This window comes from Streptomyces sp. R818 (assembly GCF_056172735.1).
Map to the genome: position 1 here is coordinate 69035 of NZ_JAOCNE010000012.1, position 3398 is coordinate 72432.

Below are 3398 nucleotides of genomic sequence, written 5' to 3' on the forward strand. Positions count from 1 at the left end.
GTCAGCCAGAAGAAGGACGAGATCGCCGACGCGATCCGCGACCACCAGGTCGTGATCGTCGCGGGCGAGACCGGCTCCGGCAAGACGACGCAGATCCCGAAGATCTGCCTCGACCTCGGCCGCGGCGTGCGCGGCATGATCGGGCACACCCAGCCCCGCCGGATCGCGGCCCGCACGGTCGCCGAGCGCGTCGCCGACGAGCTGCACACGCCGCTGGGCGAGGCCGTCGGCTGGAAGGTGCGCTTCACCGATCAGGTCGACCAGGACGCCACCTTCGTCAAGCTGATGACGGACGGCATCCTGCTCGCCGAGATCCAGACCGACCGCGAGCTGCGCGCCTACGACACGATCATCATCGACGAGGCCCACGAGCGGTCCCTCAACATCGACTTCCTGCTCGGCTACCTGGCCCAGCTGCTGCCGAAGCGCCCGGACCTCAAGGTCGTCATCACCTCGGCGACGATCGACCCGGAGCGGTTCGCGCGGCACTTCGGGGACGCGCCGATCGTCGAGGTCAGCGGGCGTACGTACCCGGTCGAGGTGCGGTACCGCCCGCTCCTCGAAGAGGACTCCGACGACTCCGACCGGGACCAGATCACCGCGATCACGGACGCCGTCGAGGAGCTCCAGCGCGAGGGCGACAGCGGCGACATTCTGGTCTTCCTGTCCGGCGAGCGCGAGATCCGCGACACGGCGGACGCTCTGGAGAAGAAGAAGTATCGCTTCACCGAGGTGCTTCCGCTGTACGCGCGCCTCTCGCACGCCGAGCAGCACCGCGTCTTCCAGCAGCACACGGGCAGACGCATCGTCCTCGCGACGAACGTCGCCGAGACCTCGCTGACCGTCCCGGGCATCAAGTACGTCATCGACCCGGGCACGGCCCGCATCTCCCGCTACAGCCACCGTACGAAGGTGCAGCGCCTGCCCATCGAATCGATCAGCCAGGCCAGCGCCAACCAGCGCAAGGGCCGCTGCGGCCGTACCTCCGACGGCATCTGCATCCGCCTCTACTCCGAGGACGACTTCCTCGCGCGCCCCGAGTTCACGGACGCCGAGATCCTGCGCACGAACCTCGCCTCGGTCATCCTCCAGATGACGGCGGCCGGCCTCGGCGACATCGAGAAGTTCCCCTTCATCGACCCGCCGGACCACCGCAACATCCGCGACGGTGTCCAACTCCTCCAGGAACTGGGCGCGTTGGACCCGAGCGAGAAGGAAGTACGGAAACGGCTCACGCAGCAAGGGCGCAAGCTCGCCCAGCTGCCCGTCGACCCGCGCCTGGCCCGGATGGTCCTGGAGGCCGACAAGAACGGCTGCGTCCGCGAGGTCATGGTCATCGCGGCGGCCCTCTCCATCCAGGACCCGCGCGAGCGCCCCTCCGACAAGCAGCAGCAGGCGGACCAGCAGCACGCCCGCTTCAAGGACGAGACCAGCGACTTCCTGGCCTTCCTGAACCTGTGGCGGTACGTGCGCGAGCAGCAGAAGGAGCTGGGCTCCTCCGCCTTCCGCCGCATGTGCAAGCGCGAGTTCCTGAACTTCCTGCGCATCCGCGAGTGGCAGGACATCTATACGCAGCTGCGCACCGTCGCCAAGCAGATGGGCATCCATCTGAACGACGAGGACGCCCCCGGCGACTCCGTGCACATCTCCCTCCTCTCCGGCCTCCTCTCCCACATCGGGATGAAGGACGTGAAGGAGACCAAGGAGTCCGCCCAGAAGGACCCGAAGCAGCGCGAGCGCGGCGGCGGGCGCAACGAGTACATCGGCGCCCGCAACGCCAAGTTCGCGATCTTCCCCGGCTCGGCCCTCTTCAAGAAGCCGCCGCGCTTCGTGATGTCGGCGGAGCTGGTGGAGACCTCGCGGCTCTGGGCGCGGGTCAACGCGAAGATCGAGCCCGAGTGGGTCGAGCCCCTCGCCGAGCATCTGCTGAAGCGCACGTACAGCGAGCCGCACTGGGAGAAGGACCAGGCGGCCGTGATGGCGTACGAGAAGGTGACGCTGTACGGCGTCCCGCTCGTCGCCCAGCGGAAGATCAACTACGGGCGGATCGATCCCGAGGTCTCCCGCGAGCTGTTCATCCGCAACGCCCTGGTCGAGGGCGACTGGCGCACGCACCACAAGTTCTTCGCCGCCAACCGCGCGCTGCTCACCGAGGTCGAGGAGCTGGAGCACCGGGCGCGCCGCCGCGACATCGTGGTCGACGACGACACGCTCTACGACTTCTACGAGCAGCGGGTGCCCGCCGAGGTCGTCTCCGGCGCGCACTTCGACTCCTGGTGGAAGAAGAAGCAGCGCGAGGAGCCGGAGCTGCTCGACTTCGAGCGCTCCATGCTCATCCGCGAGTCCGCGGAGGCGGTCACCAAGGATGACTACCCGGACGTCTGGCGCCAGCGGAACCTGAAGTTCCGGGTGACGTACCAGTTCGAGCCGGGCGCGGACGCGGACGGCGTGACCGTGCACATCCCGCTCCAGGTCCTCAACCAGGTCACGGACGAGGGCTTCGACTGGCAGATCCCGGGCCTGCGCGAGGACGTGGTGGTCGAGCTGATCCGCTCGCTGCCGAAGCCGATCCGGCGCAACTACGTGCCCGCGCCGAACTTCGCCAAGGCGTTCCTGGACCGGGCCGTGCCGCTGCAGGAGCCGCTGCCGACGACGCTCGCGCGTGAGCTGCAGCGGATGGTCGGTGTCCCGGTCTCCGCGGACGACTTCGACCTGAGCCGCGTACCGGACCACCTGAAGATCACGTTCCGGATCGTCGACGAGCGGCGCCGCAAGCTCGCCGAGGACAAGGACCTGGAAGCGCTCAAGCTGAAGCTGCGGCCCAAGGCGCGCCAGGCCATCTCCAAGGCGGCCGCGGCGACGGCCGAGCGCTCGGGCGGCGAGTCCGTCGAGCGCAAGGGCCTGACGGACTGGACGATCGGCACGCTGTCCCGGGTCTTCGAGACGCGGCGGGCCGGCCAGCCGGTCAAGGCGTACCCGGCTTTGGTCGACGACGGCGACACCGTCTCCGTACGCCTCTTCGACACCGAGGCCGAGCAGGCCCAGGCCATGTGGAAGGGCACGCGGCGGCTCATCCTGCGCAACATCCCGGTCAATCCGGGCAAGTTCGCCTCGGACAAGCTGACCAACGCCCAGAAGCTCGCCCTGTCCGCGAACCCGCACGGCACCGTGCAGGCCCTCTTCGACGACTGTGCGATGGCGGCGGCGGACAAGCTGATCGCGGACTTCGGCGGCCCGGCGTGGGACGAGGAGTCGTACCGCAAGCTCTACGACAAGGTGCGCGCGGAGATCGTCGACACGACCGTGCGCACGGTCGGGCAGGTGCAGCAGGTCCTCGCGGCCTGGCAGGCGTGCGAGCGGCGCCTGAAGGCCACGACGAGCCCGACCCTGCTGCCCAA

The 3398-nt window shown here is 68.7% G+C and carries 1 protein-coding gene; it reads left to right on the forward strand.

Going from position 1 to position 3398, the window contains the following annotated elements:
- Nucleotides 1-3398 (forward strand): ATP-dependent RNA helicase HrpA (hrpA, locus tag N5I75_RS26695; protein ID WP_476681409.1); only part of this gene is annotated, 3398 nt, incomplete at both ends.